Origin of the sequence: Corynebacterium glucuronolyticum DSM 44120 (assembly GCF_030440595.1) — a bacterium.
Classification (GTDB): Bacteria; Actinomycetota; Actinomycetes; order Mycobacteriales; family Mycobacteriaceae; genus Corynebacterium; species Corynebacterium glucuronolyticum.
In genome coordinates, this window is sequence record NZ_CP047452.1 from 1,963,138 (window position 1) to 1,979,173 (window position 16,036).

Genomic DNA, 16,036 nt, shown 5'->3' on the forward strand with positions numbered 1-16,036 from the left:
TGCCACCCCCACGGTTGCTAGGTTGTGGGGTAGACGGTGATGCCTCCCGTGGTGGTGTCGACCTCTTCTTGCAGGTTTTTGTATGTGGTCACATTCACATACCCCTCTTTGGTGACGGGGACACGCAGGATTTTCGTGCGCCCTGTGCCCGAGATCGCTGCCTGGATTTCCGTGGTCTGATTGTGACCGTCCGCATTTGCCTGGATTTGGATACGGGACGCACCCGACCATGAGACTTGCACGAGATTCGTGCCCGTGGGGAGTGTTAGGCGCGTGTTTTGAGTCGACCTCACACCATTGGTTGCGGTAATCCGGGCGAATGAAAAATCCGTCGTGTAGGGCTGCAAAGTTGCCCAAATCACAGCATCGGAGAGTGGCGTGCTCATGCGACCACCCCGCTCTTGCTAGGATGCGTCCATGCCGATGACCGTGACGGCACCGGTCGCATCGCCCTGCATCGACGCGACAGTCGGGAAACGCACATAGACGAAATCCTCCGGGGAGCGGGCTGGCACCGTAAAAAGCTTGGTGCGGGCACCCCCCCCCGCTGGCACAGACCCCACATGATAAGACGAGTCTGATTCATCTACCTTGCAAAAAAGTTGTGCCTCTTCCGGCCCACCCCAGGTGACTTTGACCATGTTTTCACCTGGGAAAAGACCGCAGCGCACCTGGGTTTGGGACGAAGCGTGTGTTCGCGCCCGGTATTCCTCCGGGATCAGCGATTCGACTGAGTCGACGCGGCGCGTGATCGGCACCGAGTACATGGCCTGCGCAATAGGCTCACTCATATTAGAACATCCTTTCTTAGTTTGGTTTCAGCCCAGCAGGAATCGGAGGAATCTCCTGCAATTTCGGCGGCTTCGGCACGGTCGGCGTACCCCCACCCGGCAGCGTGTCCGGGTACACGAGGACGATCGCTGATTTGATTTTCATAGTTGCCCCGCCGTCAAGGAATGTTTCCGTTTCCGACCCGAAATATTTTGGCCCCGATACGATCTTCCCGTCCTCAATGAAAACGGTGTTCGCATCGGATAGGCCGTTATCGTGGAAAAGCTGGATTGTGAGCACGCCTTTCCATTTGCCTTTAATGGGCACCTGCAGGGTGGATTTGTGGTCGCGTTTCGGCTCGCCAATGAAATTGAAAATATCGCCTGACCACATTCTTTGTTGGCTCCGTGCGAGTGACCAATGGCGAGTGAACCGCATGATGCGGAGATCATCAATGTAATTGCTGATCTGCTGCTGGTAGGTGTTCCATAGCTTCTGATTGGCTATCTCGACCGCGTTCACCTCAGCCGCGTATTTAGCGGCCAACGCGATCGCCCGCGCGCCGGTGGCAACCTCCGTCGCCGCGTTGACAGCTTGATCTCTAGCTTTATCCGCTTGGAGCCGGTTGTTCTCCGCCTCTTTACGCGCCACCTCTGCAGCAGCGCGCTCAGCCTCAGCTCTTTTACGCTCATCCTCAGCCGTCGCACGCTGCATCTCCGCGATCCGGCGCTGTTCCTCAGCCTCAGCACGCGCAGCCTCAGCCTGCGCGAAAGCCGCATTAGCCGCCGCCATTGCTGCGAACGCCCGTTTACGGTGCTGCTCAGCCTCATCACGACCTTTTTCGGCCTGCAGGCGCTCATTCTCCGCTTTCGCGCGCTCCTCCTCCGCGAGCTTACGCAACTGCTCCGCCTCGGCGCGAGCTGCCTCGGCGAGTTTGCGCTCATTCTCCGCGATCCGGCGCTGCTCCTCAGCTTCCTGACGTGCAGCCTCAGCCTGCGCGAAAGCCGCGTTAGCCGCCGCCATCGCCGCGAAACTACGACGACGCGCCTTTTCCGCCTCATCCCTGCCCTTTTCCGCAGCATTACGCTCCGCCTCAGCAGCGCGGCGGTACTCTTCCGCTTTATCGCGGGCGATCTCCGCAAGCCGCAGGGATTCCGCCGTCAGCTCTTTCGCCTTGGTGGCCTCTTTACTCGCTTTGCTCGACTGCTCCGATGCCTGAGCTGCTGCTTCTGAGAATTTCTGAGACGCGGAGGAATCCGCCGAGGATTTCTTAGAAGCGGATTCAGCCTTAGCCGCCCATTCTTGCGCCGTATCATTCGCGCCCCGGGACTTCTCCGCCCACTCTTTCGCCTGCTTAGACGCAGCATCCGCATTCGTAGACGCTGATTCTGCCCGCGTACTCGCATCCTCCGCACGATCCGACGCCACCCCCGCGCTCTTCGAGGATTCCTGAGATTTCAGCGACCACGATTCCGACCTGAGCGACGCCTCATGCGCCTTGTCGGACGCCTCACCCGCCAGCCGCGCATGCTCCTGCGCCTCCGCATCCGCCACGACCGCCACACCACTAGACGACTGCGACCTAAGCGACGCCAGCTCCGCTTTCCTAGATGCGATCTGGGAGCGATCCGACGCAGCCTCCGCCTTAGCAGAATGCTCAGCAGCCTTATCCGAGTGCTCAGATGCAGCCTTGACATGCTTCTTTACGGTCTCCGAGTAGTCGACGATCCGACCATCAAGCTTGTCGACCTTGTCAGAGGCCGCTTTCGCCGTCACCCTCGCCGTCTCAGCAGTCGACACGGCGCTACTAGCTTTAGCGTCGAGCCCGGCGAGCTCACGGCGATCCTCCACCACGGCCTTATGTACAGCCTCGTTTTCCACCATGCGGGCCTGTTCATCTGACACAAGCTGCCCACCTACGTGGACCTTCCAGTCCACGACGGAGTGGTCGGTGATGAGTGGCTCGATGCGGGTGACAGGAAGTTTCACACGATGGCCAAAGACGCTAATCCAGGCATAATCCCCGAGGGTGAAATCCTCATAGGGCACCCACGCCCCAAGGCCGGCCTTGGAAATGTCGGATTCGAGGAAAAACGCGCTGGTGACACGGTCGCGCGTCTCTGTTAGCACACGGGAGGTGTCGGAATCTGGCACCACATCAGGGCGGGTCTTGTCCGCAGCTGTGACGGTGACGTCAGCCCGGATGAACCTTCTCGCGAAACCCCCCGTGCGCTTCTTCGGGGCGAGCATGGCCACAAAACCCGGCTCATTCCCCGGCGCGGACACCGTGAAAACATCCTCCGGCTTCACACCCTCTGGCAGGGCTACTGCCCGCTTACCATAGGCACTCGACGCCAGGGGTCGCATGACAGACACACGGGCGGAATCTGCTGTCAGTACTGGGGTCGGCATATTATGCCACCTCCTTCACCGTCAAAACCGTCATAGCGTGCGGAAAGGTTCGCTCAGATACCGTCCTGTAGGGCTCGCCCTCCGAGGGGGAAATATCAACCTGCGCCGGGCTCATCGACGACGATGCCGGCGTCCAGCACCGCACGGGCGGATCCCCCGGCCACCACATGCGAGCCCCCAGGATTACCCCGGCGTTCTTGGCTACACCGGCGACGGTGTCCCACAAGCTCCCATCGGCCACGGTGAAGCTCACCTCCGGGGTGTTATCCTCGGCCGGGACCTCCACCACGTGGTAGGGGTCATCAACCCAACGGGTTCCGTCCGGGTCGAGCTGGGTGAACATGGCAGCGTCAAGCGATTCCTGAGCCAATCGGCGAATAACAAACCCCGCCCGCCCCTGCTTCAGCGTGAACGTCGCGCGGGTGGACATTTCTATCTTCGCCATGGTCCATGGCTGACCAAACGACAACCCTGATTCGTCTGTGGTCACCTCGTAGGGGGTGGCTGCCCACCATGATGCTGGCCACGACGGCGCCGGAATCGTATTCCACACATCCGACACACTCAGGGCGTGCAGCACAAGCTCGGTCGGCTGGCCAGTACCGTCCGGGTCATCACCGTCAACGTGGGTGATGACACCCCCGCGGCGCTCGAGGATCCCGTTTTCACCCATCATGGCGAAAAGCAGTGTGAAATCACCTGTGGCAAGTGGAATCTGGCCGGAGGGGTCGACAAGACGCAAATTATCCGTGACAAGCCCCTTACAGAGACCCGTTGGAATTCCGTCACTGTGACGAGCAGGAATCGTCAAAGATAGATCGGACGCTTCCATCCACTGCTCTGGGGTCTCTTTCGACACCGGCGTCGGCAGCGTGGCCACAGGCGTTCCGTCTCCGTCACCGATTCCGTACCATGCCCTTTTCTGTTCCACCACACGACGGACGTGCTTCTGCCAAGATTCCCAATCAGTCACGGATAAGCCACCTCACTATGCAGTTCTCAGAAAATAGGTTCGAAAAAGGCAGGGGTGGACACGTCCCCTGCCGTCTATGTTTTTACGTCCAGGGGTCGACGACCCCTACAGCCCAGCGGAGCTCCGCACCCTCCGGCAAAACCCACCGGCCGGTGTCCCCCGGCTCAACCCCCTCCGGGAACGCCCCCTCCAAGCGCAGATCCAAAGGATCCATGCTCACCACTGTCTCCACACCCACAGCGGGGAGCACGAAAACCGCGCCGGAGGGACACGTAACTTGGCCGCCCCGGCCGGTGTAAGCAATGCGGGGGTAAATGGTGACATCGCCAGAATTTTCCACCTCAACCGCGCCCTTACCTGTCTGCTCCACGCCGATGGCCACCCCGGAGGGGATAAGCACCGGCACGGTGACATCGAGGCTGGTGCGCTTCCTCGAATCCACATCCACCCCCGGCAGCGGCTTCGACAGCCACAGTCGCATCGCCAAGGGTGAGTGCGGGCTATCCGAGTTAATTTTGAGCACCACCGGCGGGGTAGGGCGCACCCTGCTATACACGCTCCACGCCTTACGGAACGCAGCATGCACACGCTCCATCTCCTCACCAGTGAAGGTGCGAAGGAAAAACTGCACATCAGCTTCAATCGCACCATAGCGGGTATCCCCAGGCAGCACCCCCGCGTGGCCGGGGATCGACAGGTCCGTCCGGCTGGCATTACCAGTCAGCCCGGCGAGCTGCCCCTCCGGTGCAAGCACCGGGGAGGTTTCCGCCACGCCCGTCAAATCCCACACAGTCCCCTGCGGGGTCACCATCTCAACCTTGAGCATTTACAATCCTCCATTCCGGCGAGACTTCGCCACCTCCGACGCCGTCCGATGCTTCACCACAGTGGTCCCAGTGCCCTCCAGGGCCTCCTCGACCACCTTGTCCACATCGTCAGCCGTGTACACACGCGTACCGTCCGTGTAGATGTGCACCTCACGGGCGATCTGGTCCCGCACAGCAGGGGTCGCATAGCGGGGATCCAGCTGCCAAGACACACCATGAGACTCAGCCGCGGCCTGATTCTCACGAGCCACCGCCAGGTACTCACCCCGCGCCTTCTCATTCCCCTCAGCAAACGCGTTGGCGGATGCATCGAGGGACGCGATGGTGTTCTCCAAGCCCTTGAGCCGTGTCTCAAGCGGTGCGGTCTTCTCAAAGAGGGCAATCTCTGCCTTGAAGTCCTGCACCGTCCGCTCATCGGCCGTGAGCTTGTCCTGGGCTTCCCAAATCGGCTTGAGTGCCTTATCCTCCAGCAGCTTCGCCTGAGCGGCTGCGAATTCTGGCATCTCCGCCATGAGCACCGACTTCGGGTCCAGGCCCCGGCGGGCAGCCCGCGCGGTGATTTTCAGCAGTTCATCCAGTCGCTTTTGAGAGATGGTCACACCGGACTCCGCCAGTACGGCCTTGAGGGCGTGCTCAAGTCCCGCGTACTGCGCTTGTTCACCGGCCAGCGCGCGGGTGTAGGAGTTTTCGATCCCCAGCGCCTGACCGGAGTGGCCAAGGGAGTTCTTGGCCATGGCGTTTTGCAGCTCCACCATTTGCACCATGAGCTTGGTGGCCTGCTCCATTCCGGTCGCTTCGACGAGGTCGACGCCTGCGACCTTCGCGGACATCTTGATGAGACGCTCTTGGGCTTTGAGCAGGTCAGCCTGGTTGCGGGCGTTGAGGCGGTTGGCTGCTGCGAGCGCGTCCTCGGCCTTAATCTGCTCCAGGCGGGCGGTGAGCTCACCCCGCAGAGCTTTAGCGCGCGCGGATTCATAGGTGAACAGGGCGCTAATGGCCTTATCCGACCATTGCTCGAGCACCTTGCCGGTCGTTTGCTGTTCCAGCGCCTTGTAGGTGTCCCAGTCCTCTACGAGCCCCATCAGCCTAAGCTGCGCAGCACGAGCACCCTTCTCAATCTCATCATCTAGCGCCTGGCGAGCCTGCGCCACAGCAAGCGCACCCTCAACCTCCGCAATCCGGCGACTATTCGCAGCCACACGAAGGTTGAACTCTGCTGTGCGCTGCTCATTCAGCCCTCGCACCACAGCCTGCTGCAGCTCAGACACATCAGTCTGCATCTCGTTCAGCAGACGCGCGTACTCGGCAATAGTGCCGAACGCATCTGCCAGCCCCTGCATGGCCGCCAGCCGTGCCTTCTGTACCCAGTCAATGATGTCCTTCACGAGATTGACTATCATTTTGCCGACCTCAATGCCGGATTTCACCGCCTGGATACCCACACTCAGCGAGATGCCAGCGGGGCCAGCCATGGCCGCAGCACCAGACAATGCTGACGCCACCGAGCCGAGGGCGGGGGCGGCCTGAGCAGCCAACCCACCCATCGCCATAGCCTGACCGGCCACATTCTGCACACCATTAGCTGCCATAGCCAGACCGTCGAAAATCTGCGGGAAAACATCATAAACCCGCATATCCAACGCCTTAACAGAAGCCTTACGGGCTGCTGCCAGCTCAGACTCGGCCTTAGACACCTCGGCATTCGCCTTCTCGATATCCTCGGCGCGCTTCTTCGCGTTCTCCGCCGATTTATCATCGATGTCTTCACGGATGCGGGCGAGTTTCTCCTCCGCATCCTTGACCTTGTCAGTAGCCTTGGCGCGCTTCTCGTCGGAATCAGCGGCAGCCTGCTCGGCCTTGGCCTTTTCCAGGGCCTTGTTGGCGTCGTAGACCTTCCGCTGCTGCTCCTTGGTCAAGCCACCCTCGGAGGATTGCAGCTCGGCGAGAGCTTCACGCGCTTTGGTGAGTGCTTCCTCCTTCTCGGTGATGGTGGCAAGACGCTCCGCGTGTGCTTGGCGGGCACCGAGGAGGTCATTCTCGGCCTTGACGAGGGTGGATACCACAGTGGATGTGTGGCCCATGCCGAGCATGTCGGCGATGTTGCCGAATTCTGTTGCGAGCCCACGGGCGGTTATCCCCTCGTAGGTGGAGGGGTCAGCAATCTTGGTGAGCTTTTCCACCATGGGCTGCACAGCCTGGGACATAGCGTCGCGCAGCTGGTCAGTGTTGCCTGCCTTAATGGCGGCCAAGATGGCGGAGATGTCCTGGGCGGAGTTGCCCGGCAGCACCCACTCATGCCCACCAGTGAGGTTGATACCCATCTGCCCGGATGGCCACAGACCACCCCTATCGAAGAGGAGCGCGCCCATGGTTTTCGCCAGGTCAATGAGACCACCCTCGGCGTAGCCACCAGCACGGTTATAGGCAGCCGGCAGCGACCCATAGCGCCTAATCGCGTAGTTCATCGATGCGCGGATATTCGCCTCCGGATCCCAAATATCATTAAATCCCGGATCCTTATTCGCCTGGAACGTCGGCCCAATGACCTGCATAAGGCCCTTAGACGGCACACCATTCTTAGCGTTGATATCCCAGTTATTCTGCGCACCCGGGTTACCACCGGACTCCTGATTCATACGGCGCAGAACCGTATCTGTCAAAGCAGTGGACAATCCCTTATCAGTGAGGATCTTCTCAACAAGCGGGCGCCATTGCTCCACACCAGACCCCACCGGCCCCATGTACGCGCCAGTAGTATCCCCACCACCGGAGATACCAGGGATGAGGGAGGAAATCTTCTCCCACACAGCCCCCGTGGCCTTAGCAAAGAACGTCTTCGGCAGCTGCCCAAACCAGCCAGGAAACTCCGGAATCTTCTCCTTAATCGGATTCATGATCCCATCCCAGATCTTGCGAATCTGGGACGCAGCCCAGCCACCGAAACCACCCGTAGCACCATCACCGATGGGAGCACCCTCCATGAAGACACCATCATCAAACGGCATGGTGGGGTTGGTGGTCATCGCCCAGTGGACATGGTGGTGGTGCGGACCCGCCTGCGCCAGCGTGTAGCCTTCACCAAAGGCACCCATGGGGAGACCGTTTTTGAGGTTGCCGCGCCACCCCGGGTGATCGTAGATCAGCTCCGTGGCGTTCGGGTAGGTTTTGGCGATATCATGCGCCAATGCCAGCTGCTCAGCGCTGTTGCCGAAGGCGCCAGCGGTCGCCCAGTCCGTCGCCTGCCCCGTCCCATGGTACGGACCACCAGGACGCAAGCTCGACGTCAAAATGATATTCGGGTATTTACCCTTGACGATGGCGGCCATCGCATCAATCGTGCCACCACGCGCGTGCGCCTGATACGGCAAGAAATCACCGAAGCCATGCGCCATCTTGATACGATCCTGCGCCCTATCGAGAGGCTTATCAGCGCCGAGGAAGTGCTCAACACCAGACACGCCACCCCTGCGGGCTGCAGCGTTAATACCATCTACCCAGCGCTTGCCAAGGACGCGGCCTACCTCCGGGCGAAGCACCGGCTCACCACCACTAAGGTCCAAAATCCCGCCCGTAGGCGAAACAAACCTGTGAATATCACGACCAGGGGTGTAGCCCGGCATGATGCCACCGGTAGCGAAAGCAAGCTGCACAGGGGCAGGCGCTTCAATGCCAGGAATGAATTTTGTGACACCCTCAATAGCTTTGAGGATGCCGTTATTCCAGACGGTGTTCACCACGAAACGAATCGGGGCTGCGGCTGCTTCACGCAGGCCGTCCCAAATCTTCGTGATGCCGTCGACGGCGATCTGAAACCAGGTCTGGAGATTATCAAGAGCCGCCCCGAAGGCGTCGAAAACCGTCGTCTTCAGCCAGTCCCAGCCATCACCGAGCTTGCCGGTCAGCCAATCCCACTTGTCGGAGATCCAGCCAAGAATCGCGACAATCTTGTCCCACAGCCACTGGAACCCATCGACAACACCCATGATGACGTTGTCGTAAAGCCATGTGGCCACAGCCATCATGGCATCGGAGAAGCCATGCCAGCCGTCTACCATCTCACTGATGATGGCGCTGACCGTGTCGCACAGCCACCGCCACTTGTCACCGACCCACTGGACCCCGTCAATGATGGCGGGCCACAGCGTCTCGGTGACAAAGGACACCATCGCGTCCCACATCGGCTTGATGTGATCCTGCCAAGCACCGACGACGGCATCGGTAAACTGCTGCCACTTGGTGGAAAGCGCTTCCGTGAACTGCGCCCACAACTTCCGGCCGGTCTCCGTCTGGCTAAAGAAAAAGACCAGTCCTGCAACAAGCGCGGCAATAGCCGTCACTACAAGGGCAATCGGATTGGCGTTCATCACGAAGTTCAGTGCGGCCTGTACACCAGCCCAAATCTTCGTAGCCTTAACGGCCTTCATGATCCAGGTGATGAAACCACCGGCTGCAACAATCTTCTGCTGCAAAGCAATAGCTCCCAGGCCAGCAGCTGCAATACCAGCAGCAAGACCAAAGGCTTCGAGCCAGTCCTTGTTCCGCATCACCCAGTCGGCCATCTCTTTGACCCGCTCCGTGGTATCCACAAGGGCATCAACCAGCCGGGGGATCACATCCGTGGCCAGAGCATCCAACTTGGGGGCCAGCCACTCGGCCAGCTTCTCAATAACCGGCTGCAACACAACCCCCAGGTCATCAATGGCCTGGCCAATGGCCGCAAAGATTGCAGGGGCAGCCTGAAAAAGTGGCTCCTGCAGCTTCTCGCCAAGCCTAGAAAGCGCGGCGCGAGCATTGGCAGCCGAGCCAGAGAAAGTCTCACCCATCGACTGAGCAGAACCGCCGACCATGTCTTCCATGACATCTGCGAAATCCTCAAATCCGACCTTACCCTCGGAAATCATCTTCCGGGCTTCCTCAGCCGTGACCCCGTACTTCTCCTGCAGCTTCGGCAGGATACCCAGACCACGGTCCATGAGCTGATTCAGCTCCTCCGTGGAAAGCTTCTGATTGGATGCAATCTTCGTCCAGATGGAGCCCATTTCCTGGAAATCCGCACCGGCAATAGCAGCCGAATCACCCACAAGGGAAAGGACACGCTGGAGGTCATCGCCCTCCTTGACACCGGCACCGACGAAGGTGGCCGCCATGGATGCGGCTTCGCCGAAGCCGAAGGCGGTGCCCTTCACGGACTGCATGGCGTTGTCCATGATGGTGTCGATAGTACCCGCCGAGTGACCCAGGCCCTCCAGCATCTTCTGGGCCTGCTCCACATTCTGCAGCCTGGCCATACCGCCCTCAATGGCGGAGTGGACGCCACTCATGACGGCGGTACCAGCCTTAGCACCGACCCCCAGGAGAGCGCCCTTGCCCATGGTTTTGAAACCGTCGACAAGCTTCTGCCCGAAGCCACTGGAACGCTCCACTGCGTTATCCATGGCCTGATCAAGCTCAGAGAAAGACCCACCCATGCGCTTAAGCTCATCACGGGTCAAGCCAACCTGGTCAGCCAGTGTTTTCTGAGCGTTCTCATACTTCTCGGAGGTCTCTTTGAGGTCTTTGAGCTGACGGGCGTGCTTCTCCTCCACCACGCGCGTATCGATCTCGGACTGCGCGAGGTCACGGTTAGCCTTTTCCAGCTTGCCCTTAGCCCGCTCGACCTTCGCCAGCTCAGCCGTGCCCGTCTTTCCGTCAGCGAGAGCCTTGTTGTACTTTTCCTCCGCAGCCGTCAGCTCAAGCGTCGCGGCCTTCACATTCCGCTGCATCTCCTCCTGCTTGGAGTACGCCTTCTCATACTCACGGGCAAGATCATTCAGCTTCTTCGTGGAGGCTCCCACCTGACGCTCGAGAGAATCTACCTCAGCGCCCAGCCCCTTGGACAGCTCCTGCCCCGCTTTTTTGCCGGCATCCTTCGCGGGCTTGATGAGCCGCGCCGTAAACTCCCTCGACATCCCCTTAAAGGTCGGGATAATCGGGACGGACACAAAACCAGACATGGAGGCCTCCTTTTCAATTATTTTTCTTCCTATTGACCGAGCTGGGCTTTCAGCTCCTCCAAAGCCTGCTTGGACTCCGCTTGAGCATCAGCCAACGACCCCGCCGTACGAGGCACATACTCAAGCTCACGCGGGCGCTGGCGCTCGATTCGGCGACGCTTCTCCTGCTGCTCCGCCAGCTGCTTCTCCTCCACCGCGAGCTGTGCTGGGCTCTTGAGGAATGGGTGCGGATCATCAGGGTTAGACACCGCCTGGGCTGTCACAAGCGCGGCCTTAGATGCTGGATTGATATTCATCCGGCGCGCGCCGATCCGTGTCTCCGGCCGAAGCACCCAATCCCGCAGAAGCAGAAGCAGACGCCGCGAGGACAGTGACCCTGCAGGGTCAAGCCACTCACGGATCTCTAGCCCCTCACGCAGCAAATCCAGCTCCACAAGGTCCACGTGCCGAAGCGCGAAAATAAGCTCAGCAATACCCCGCACCCCCAGCCCGGTCGCTTCGAGGTAGTCCTCGAAAAGCTCATCAATGTGACGCGCGAAGGGGTCCGAGGTCATGACTACCACCTGCGAGTGAACATCGAGAAGACCACGTACGAGAAGCGGTGTCTCAAGCAGCGCAGGGACACGCTCCGCGCCCAACCACATCGGGTCTAGGCGGGCTTTTAGCTGCCGGTCCCGGTGTGTGAAGGTGATCCAGGCCCCCGGCTCGTCAGCGAGGATGAGCCGGAGATCCACTACTTGCCTTCCTCTGCCTTTTCTGCGGCGTCCCGTGCGCGGTCAATCACCGGGGAGATGATGTCCTCGATGTCTTCGAGGATCGCGCCGGAAAAGTCGAGAAGACGCCGGGTCTTAGTAGTCAAGGCAGCAATGACCATGGCGACGGTATTCCCCTCGGCCAGCAGGTTGTAGTAGGTGGCGGGGAGCTTCTTGGGGTCGGTGATGACCTCAACGTCGACCTTCGTGCCGTTGCTGAGCTCCACTTTTTCGGTGTAGATTCCATCCACCAGCTCACCGGTCAGGGCGTCGGTCTTCGCTGGCGTGCTCTTTGCTGTAGCCATGTGGTTCCTCCTAGGCATGGTGGTGGTCCCTACGAGATGATTGAGGGCAACCACTCTCAGGAACCACCTGAAGAAAGAGCGGCCGCCAGTATGGGTGGCAGGACTCGAACCTGCGCGCCTATGGCTCTACCGACTGAGCTACACCCACCAGCCCAGGTCGTCACCCCGAGCGGGTTTACCGACGCACACGACGGTGCCTAAGCTGCCCCGGGAGAATTCTCACCAGACGGGGCGGTATGCTCGCTCGCGTCCTCCGGAAGAGAAGCCGTCTCACCATCCGGCTTCTTGTACTCATGCAGGGTGACACCCCCGGTCTTCTCATCCACCACTGTCATAGCGGTGAGCTTGGATCCAGAAGCCTGCGGGAAGAAAGCCTTCCCCTGCTCAATCTTGTTCTCCAGGTCCTCAATGTCCTTGAAGATCTTCTCCTCGACGCGAGCCACAGCGCCATCCTTTCCGACGATGTAGAAACGCTCCTCGTAGTAGCGCTCATCCGTACCGTTCTTGAACTTGATTGCGACCGGGCGGGCCTGCGGATCCTTCGCCGTCTGACGCTCGTTAATGGTGAGCTCGGCCTTCTCGCGAGAAACCCAGATACGCACCAGGCCAGAAGAGAACTTGTGGACGAACGCCACATAACCGCGGGCCACCTCGGCAGTGTGGGCACCGTAAACAGTGCCGTCCTGCACCACCGCGCCCGGGTTTTCGATGTAGCGCATCACCGGGGAACCGGCGATACCATCAACCGCGCCAGACAGCGGGCCAGCGGTGTAAGAGGTTTCCGTGTTACCGCCGGTCAGGTTGGTGTCGTTGGAGGTCACCTCACGCGTGTGGCCATGATTGGAGTCAGTCGGCTCCACACCAAGGGCTTCCCAGCCATCGATGAACGCGCCAGTCTTCTTGTCGATGGCCGGATCATCACCGAAGAAGGCCAGCACCTGGCGGTCTTCAAGCACGCGGATATCCAGGCCGATGTTACGATTTCGTGCCATTGATTTTTCCCCTTTCTGAGGGCATAAAAAATGACCCCATGGGGTTCCAAGGGGTCAACGAAAATATGTGATTTATTCGGTTATGCGGTGGGGGGGTTTATGGTGGCCAGCAGTTTGCCGACCCCCACCGAAATACTCATGGTGGAGACAAACCCGGTTGGCTGGTAGGACGGCCCCGTGCCGAAGAATGTCGACTTCGACCGGGACACACCCAACCCAATTCCGGTTATCCCCTGCGTCATCGCCGTGTACAGCCTGCGGCCGAGAGCACGAATACCCTCACGGTCAGGGCCGTACACGCTGATACGCACAAGCTCCCGCGTATGCGTCGTCTCATCCACCTGGGTCACATCATCTGTGACCACGATCGCCAGCCCATCCGTGGCTGCGTTGTAGCCATCCGGGAGTGCGATCTTATGGACCATGTCCGCATCTTCCGCAGAGAAAAGACGCAGCACATGATGGTAGACAAGCTGCACAAGGTCGGGGGTGATCCCCACATCATGAGACATCTTTCACCGCCTTGGTTAGGAAACCATCCTTGGCCTGCTTGGCCACGGCACCAGGGTGACGAACTGTCACGACGTGCGTGGGGCGGTTCGTGCCGTGGGTCGCATGCGTCACTTTGACGACGTCACCGGGGTCCTCCTTGAGGAACCGCTTGGTGCTCGCGCCCACGTCGTTGACGTCAGGCCAGCGGACCTCAATGAACTTTTTGAGCTCCTCGGCCTTATCCTCCACGGCTTTCTGCACCTGCGGAGTATTGGCCATCTGGCGGAAAAGCCCATGATAATCAAGAGACATTCTCGGACACCTCCCCACGTGAGACGATGAAAACCACCTTCGGACGGTGGGAACGGAGCACCGGCCTACGACCCACCGAGTAGTCGAAGGACTGCAACTGCTGCACCACGTACTCCTCGCCGCGAATCACCACCGTGTCACCATCGGCAACCCGGGTTCCTGCCGGCGCCAGCACCTGCAACCGGGTGATATCACCATGGACAAAATCCTCACCCTTGACCACCTGGTCACCGGCCGGAGACACAATACAGTGCTCAATGACCCGACCCTCACCATAGATGGGGCGCATACGAGCATCACGCCCGATCACCCCACCCTTGATAGCAACCGGCTCACCAAAATCATCAGGCTTCCACCCCATCAGCACCACCGTGGCCTTTCCGCACCCTCCGCGCACCGGCGAACCGGCCAACGCGTCCCAAACGGGATCACCAGCCCACCACGCCCACGCGGCAGCGGACCCGTGTGCAGACCAAGAAGATCGAGAATGGACTGGTCCATCCCCACACCACCCCAGTGGATACCCACCCCCTGCGAGAAGGTGATGGAATCCGACTGCGGCCCCGACGTCGAGGACGCAGACGCACGACCCACATTCTCACCGATGAGCACCGCCCGGGACACCATAATCCGCACAGCCTGCAGCACGGCTACCTGCAGCCACGGTGTGGTCTCCACCTCTTCTGCTAGATCCCGCCCCCTGCGGGCGAACTCGAAGGCAATGAGCTCCACAGCCTGCTTAATCAAAGCTTCAGCACGCTCTTGCTCATCCTCTTCGAGAGGTCTAGGAAATACGGAGGAAATATCCTCAACGGTTATCTCCACAGGTGCCACCACCTTCCCTAGTGTGTTACTCTCCCCGACCTGCGACCTTTTCCACGAAACCAATGATCTCAGCCCGCTTGGAGAGACCGGTCAGCTTGATGCCGTTGGCACGGGCATACTCTTTCCACACCGCGACAGTCGCTGTCCTATCGGGCAGCGGAGGATACTCGGCCGTAGGCATCGATGTGGTTTTCGGATCCTCCTTAGGCGCGTCTTCACCGTCTGGGGTGGAGCTAGCTTCCTCATCGTCTCCCACTGGGGGGTCATCGTCTGATCCGCCTGCCACCTCCGGAGCGTCGACAAGACCCAGCCCCACCAGACGCTGGTAGGTAGCCTCATCCACATCAACCGGGGTTCCCGGCTTCACCAGAGGACGATCCGGGAAAACCCGGAACGCCTTGGTCAAACGAACTTCCGTCATTTAGCCTGCCAGCCCCGTCATGTGGACAACAGACAGCGGATGCTGCACGTAGAACGCGCGACGGTGAGAGTAGTTAGCACGCGCGGTCTGACGCTTACCGTAGCGAACATCCACCGCGCCACCATCCTCCGCGTAGAACGGGGACGTGTACTCGTCCTCGCGCTGTGCAAGCTTGCCAGCCTTGATGTTAGAGCCCATCCACAGCTCACCGTGAGGGATAGCAAAATCCTTGATAACGGCGATGGAATCAGAGAACAGGGACGGAAGAGTCCCGGCCTTCTGGAACAGTGGATGAGCGGAAGCCATGTTGCCGTTGTACAGATCATCCATGCTCTTAGAACGCTGAATATCCATGATGGTCGTCGGAGATGCCCACACAACCGCCGGCTCGTACATGAGCGGGTCGCCCTTCTTATCCTTGGCATCAAGAATAAGCGCCTGCGCGTCGAGAAGGTCGCCCTTGACGTCACCGCCAGCGTCCCACGGCTTAGACACCTGAAGCTCCTGCACCGGGGCTGCCTTGAGGGCCGCCAGAGCCTCAAGCTTCTTATGGCGAGACACCGTGTTAGCCTTCGCAGTCAGCTCATCGGCCACCTCATCACGGCGATCGTCCTTGATCTGCTCCCAGGTCACACGAAGACCAATACCGTACTTCTTGATGGTGGCGTGGAGAAGCTCCGTCGTCGCCAGAGGATCGGACACCGGGATCTCCCCACCCTCCGGGATAACAATCGGGTCATCCTCAAGATAAGCCGCCGTTGCGTGACGGTAGGGCACGATATCAGAGTTGACATTCTTCACCTCGAAGAACGCATCAAATGCCTGGAATTCGTCCAGGCGCTCACCGAACGCGTCGGTGAGAAGGGTCGGGTCGGAGAGCATCTCCGCCACAGTGAGATTAGGGATCGCATCCCAAACGGAAGAAACGGTCGTTACTTCATCAGCCATTCTTCATCATCCT

Annotated in this window: 15 protein-coding genes and 1 tRNA gene; all 16 read right to left on the reverse strand. The window is 59.8% G+C overall.

Features of this window, described 5'->3' with window-relative positions; translation table 11 throughout:
* Nucleotides 1-17: 17 nt before the first annotated feature.
* A complete protein-coding gene (locus CGLUCO_RS08635; RefSeq protein WP_084036590.1) occupies nt 18-386 on the reverse strand; it encodes a hypothetical protein in 369 nt (122 codons plus the stop codon).
* Nucleotides 387-404: 18 nt separating this feature from the next.
* Complete coding sequence (locus CGLUCO_RS08640; RefSeq protein WP_198481385.1) at nt 405-791, reverse strand: hypothetical protein; 387 nt, start codon at nt 789-791, stop codon at nt 405-407.
* 16 nt (nt 792-807) lie between these two features.
* On the reverse strand, nt 808-3,183 hold the full coding sequence (locus CGLUCO_RS08645) for a hypothetical protein (RefSeq protein WP_198481383.1): 2,376 nt from the start codon (nt 3,181-3,183) through the stop codon (nt 808-810).
* A gap of 1 nt (nt 3,184) precedes the next feature.
* Complete coding sequence (locus CGLUCO_RS08650) at nt 3,185-4,156, reverse strand: hypothetical protein (protein WP_143336878.1); 972 nt, start codon at nt 4,154-4,156, stop codon at nt 3,185-3,187.
* 82 nt (nt 4,157-4,238) lie between these two features.
* Nucleotides 4,239-4,982 (reverse strand): phage tail family protein, encoded by a 744-nt coding sequence (locus CGLUCO_RS08655; protein WP_084036368.1) that lies wholly within the window; start codon nt 4,980-4,982, stop codon nt 4,239-4,241.
* Nucleotides 4,983-10,976: a tape measure protein gene (locus CGLUCO_RS08660; RefSeq protein ID WP_084036367.1), complete on the reverse strand. Its 5,994-nt coding sequence runs from the start codon at nt 10,974-10,976 to the stop codon at nt 4,983-4,985.
* Nucleotides 10,977-11,005: 29 nt separating this feature from the next.
* Entirely contained in the window at nt 11,006-11,710 is a 705-nt protein-coding gene (locus CGLUCO_RS08665) for a hypothetical protein (RefSeq protein ID WP_084036366.1), read from the reverse strand.
* Entirely contained in the window at nt 11,710-12,033 is a 324-nt protein-coding gene (locus CGLUCO_RS08670) for a hypothetical protein (RefSeq protein ID WP_084036365.1), read from the reverse strand. The genes CGLUCO_RS08665 and CGLUCO_RS08670 overlap by 1 nt, the downstream gene beginning before the upstream one ends.
* Nucleotides 12,034-12,122: 89 nt before the next feature.
* Nucleotides 12,123-12,181: transfer RNA gene (locus CGLUCO_RS08675), tRNA-OTHER, on the reverse strand.
* A 49-nt stretch (nt 12,182-12,230) separates the two neighbouring features.
* Entirely contained in the window at nt 12,231-13,025 is a 795-nt protein-coding gene (locus CGLUCO_RS08680) for a hypothetical protein (RefSeq protein ID WP_084036364.1), read from the reverse strand.
* Nucleotides 13,026-13,105: 80 nt separating this feature from the next.
* Nucleotides 13,106-13,537, reverse strand: coding sequence for a hypothetical protein (locus tag CGLUCO_RS08685; protein ID WP_143336877.1), 432 nt, complete (start codon nt 13,535-13,537; stop codon nt 13,106-13,108).
* The gene (locus CGLUCO_RS08690) at nt 13,527-13,829 is read right to left on the reverse strand and encodes a hypothetical protein (protein WP_084036362.1); all 303 of its coding nucleotides are present in this window, start codon (nt 13,827-13,829) and stop codon (nt 13,527-13,529) included. Before CGLUCO_RS08690 ends, CGLUCO_RS08685 begins: the two co-directional genes overlap by 11 nt.
* Nucleotides 13,819-14,190, reverse strand: coding sequence for a hypothetical protein (locus tag CGLUCO_RS08695; RefSeq protein WP_084036361.1), 372 nt, complete (start codon nt 14,188-14,190; stop codon nt 13,819-13,821). Before CGLUCO_RS08695 ends, CGLUCO_RS08690 begins: the two co-directional genes overlap by 11 nt.
* Nucleotides 14,190-14,654, reverse strand: coding sequence for a Gp19/Gp15/Gp42 family protein (locus CGLUCO_RS08700; protein WP_084036360.1), 465 nt, complete (start codon nt 14,652-14,654; stop codon nt 14,190-14,192). The genes CGLUCO_RS08695 and CGLUCO_RS08700 overlap by 1 nt, the downstream gene beginning before the upstream one ends.
* Nucleotides 14,655-14,679: 25 nt before the next feature.
* Nucleotides 14,680-15,075 carry a hypothetical protein gene (locus CGLUCO_RS08705; protein WP_084036359.1) on the reverse strand — a complete coding sequence of 132 codons (396 nt, stop codon included), beginning with the start codon at nt 15,073-15,075 and terminating at the stop codon, nt 14,680-14,682.
* Nucleotides 15,076-16,023 carry a phage major capsid protein gene (locus CGLUCO_RS08710; protein ID WP_084036358.1) on the reverse strand — a complete coding sequence of 316 codons (948 nt, stop codon included), beginning with the start codon at nt 16,021-16,023 and terminating at the stop codon, nt 15,076-15,078. It lies immediately after the preceding gene.
* Nucleotides 16,024-16,036 lie beyond the last annotated feature (13 nt).

Coding starts and splice junctions, on each gene's coding strand:
- CGLUCO_RS08655 (WP_084036368.1), bottom strand. CDS start 4,982: ATGCTCAAGGTTGAGATGGTGACCCCGCAGGGGACTGTGTGGGATTTG.
- CGLUCO_RS08705 (WP_084036359.1), bottom strand. CDS start 15,075: ATGACGGAAGTTCGTTTGACCAAGGCGTTCCGGGTTTTCCCGGATCGT.
- CGLUCO_RS08635 (WP_084036590.1), bottom strand. CDS start 386: ATGAGCACGCCACTCTCCGATGCTGTGATTTGGGCAACTTTGCAGCCC.
- CGLUCO_RS08660 (WP_084036367.1), bottom strand. CDS start 10,976: ATGTCTGGTTTTGTGTCCGTCCCGATTATCCCGACCTTTAAGGGGATG.
- CGLUCO_RS08690 (WP_084036362.1), bottom strand. CDS start 13,829: ATGTCTCTTGATTATCATGGGCTTTTCCGCCAGATGGCCAATACTCCG.
- CGLUCO_RS08640 (WP_198481385.1), bottom strand. CDS start 791: ATGAGTGAGCCTATTGCGCAGGCCATGTACTCGGTGCCGATCACGCGC.
- CGLUCO_RS08710 (WP_084036358.1), bottom strand. CDS start 16,023: ATGGCTGATGAAGTAACGACCGTTTCTTCCGTTTGGGATGCGATCCCT.
- CGLUCO_RS08695 (WP_084036361.1), bottom strand. CDS start 14,190: ATGGGGTGGAAGCCTGATGATTTTGGTGAGCCGGTTGCTATCAAGGGT.
- CGLUCO_RS08670 (WP_084036365.1), bottom strand. CDS start 12,033: ATGGCTACAGCAAAGAGCACGCCAGCGAAGACCGACGCCCTGACCGGT.
- CGLUCO_RS08680 (WP_084036364.1), bottom strand. CDS start 13,025: ATGGCACGAAATCGTAACATCGGCCTGGATATCCGCGTGCTTGAAGAC.
- CGLUCO_RS08645 (WP_198481383.1), bottom strand. CDS start 3,183: ATGCCGACCCCAGTACTGACAGCAGATTCCGCCCGTGTGTCTGTCATG.
- CGLUCO_RS08685 (WP_143336877.1), bottom strand. CDS start 13,537: ATGTCTCATGATGTGGGGATCACCCCCGACCTTGTGCAGCTTGTCTAC.